The organism is Mesobacillus boroniphilus JCM 21738 (assembly GCF_000517385.1).
Classification (GTDB): domain Bacteria; phylum Bacillota; class Bacilli; order Bacillales; family Cytobacillaceae; genus Mesobacillus; species Mesobacillus boroniphilus.
Map to the genome: position 1 here is coordinate 1 of NZ_BAUW01000210.1, position 1,409 is coordinate 1,409.

The window sequence follows — 1,409 nt, forward strand, 5'->3', positions numbered from 1 at the left end:
CGCTAGTGGAAAATAGCAGAAAATATTTTCAAAAGGCGAGGACGCATTCTCCAGATTCGTTATTTGATATAGAACGTGGATTGTTTAATGCTTGTATACACTTAATGAGAAAGAACTGTGCATATAACGCATTTTATCGAATGTTGGATATCTTAGAATTATTGTCAAGTTCAATGATGCTCCAAAAGGAAATTAAAATGACGGATGAAATGGAATACGTTTTTTCTGCAGTCACAGAAGGTTCCATTCAACTAGCAACATTAAAGGCAATAATGGAGTCTGAAGAACCAGATAAAGTTGAGAAACTAATGGTTTCATACGGGAGCCAATTCACGAAAGATATTGTGAAAAGAATGATACCTCTGCATTCGAAAAGCATAAGCCTTTTAGAAAATGTCATTAAACAAAAAATTGAAAAGGCAACCTTCCATAAAGAGTAATTTGGCAACTGATATACGTTTGCTATAATAGAAAAAGACAAATGGTTTTAGGGGGCTAACCCAATGGAAAGAAACATTGGGGTATACAGAGGTAGCTATTATGAAGCGAAAATAAACGCTGGAAAAACGATTTGGGCACGGAAGCTGACGAAAGAGTTGGGACAAGACATAAGGGTAAGGCATGACAAAGCGTTGCCCGCTGATAGGGTAAAATGGCATTCTGGTAATATAGAAATTGTAAAGAAGGCTGACTGGTAGAAGGAGATATGCATCTTCTTCTTTTATTTTTTCTTTAATCTTTATATCACCCGTTACTATCACAAAAGCCAACCATATAAAAGTTATTGAAATGAAGTCTAAAGCGAACATAGTAAAGCTCCTTCATCCATTTCCTCTTGGTATAAGGCATAAAAGACAAGCTTTTCCTTGACCAGGAATGAATAAAGATTATTTCCTTTCCTTATTTAAAATGACTAACATTAAGAGAAATGTTTTCTTTATACTGAAAAAATTTAGTCGCTCCAAATTATTCCTTTATAATTTCCCAACCTCTATCGTGTATGAAAGGCTTTTTATTTCTATTAATCCACTTATTTTCCCCTAATAGTATACATATTACTATTCCCCACATTTTTCTTATAATATATTTTCCCAATTGTTTGGAAAATGTAGTCATATTATACTGGAATTGTAATAACATTCTGTTAAATGGGGGAGAGAGTGTTGAGAAAATTGTTAAAGGGGTTATTAGTATTTTGTTTGAGTATCGGGATTGTATCAGTAGCACCACAAGGTTCAAATGCTAAAACTACTATTTCAGACCCAGCAAAAGAAAAGGCAACAGAGTTGAAAAGTCAAGGATTAGATGTACAGGTTACTGAAGTAGATGGATACACGATTGTAAGTGGATTTGATAGTACTGATTTGAAAAATGCGAAAGCATCAAAAGGTAAAGGTGACTTTGTGTTC

Annotated in this window: 3 protein-coding genes; all 3 read left to right on the top strand. The window is 34.1% G+C overall.

Going from position 1 to position 1,409, the window contains the following annotated elements:
• Positions 1-440, top strand: a 440-nt coding sequence (locus tag JCM21738_RS26425; protein ID WP_035210289.1) for a hypothetical protein, incomplete at its 5' end; no start/stop codon positions are given.
• A gap of 63 nt (positions 441-503) precedes the next feature.
• A complete protein-coding gene (locus JCM21738_RS21820) occupies positions 504-698 on the top strand; it encodes a hypothetical protein (protein WP_023626600.1) in 195 nt (64 codons plus the stop codon).
• A 465-nt stretch (positions 699-1,163) separates the two neighbouring features.
• Positions 1,164-1,409 (top strand): hypothetical protein (locus JCM21738_RS21825; RefSeq protein ID WP_031308255.1); only part of this gene is annotated, 246 nt, incomplete at its 3' end.

Excerpts from the sequence above, each read along its gene's own strand:
- JCM21738_RS21820 (WP_023626600.1), top strand. The coding sequence starts at position 504 with ATGGAAAGAAACATTGGGGTATACAGAGGTAGCTATTATGAAGCGAAA.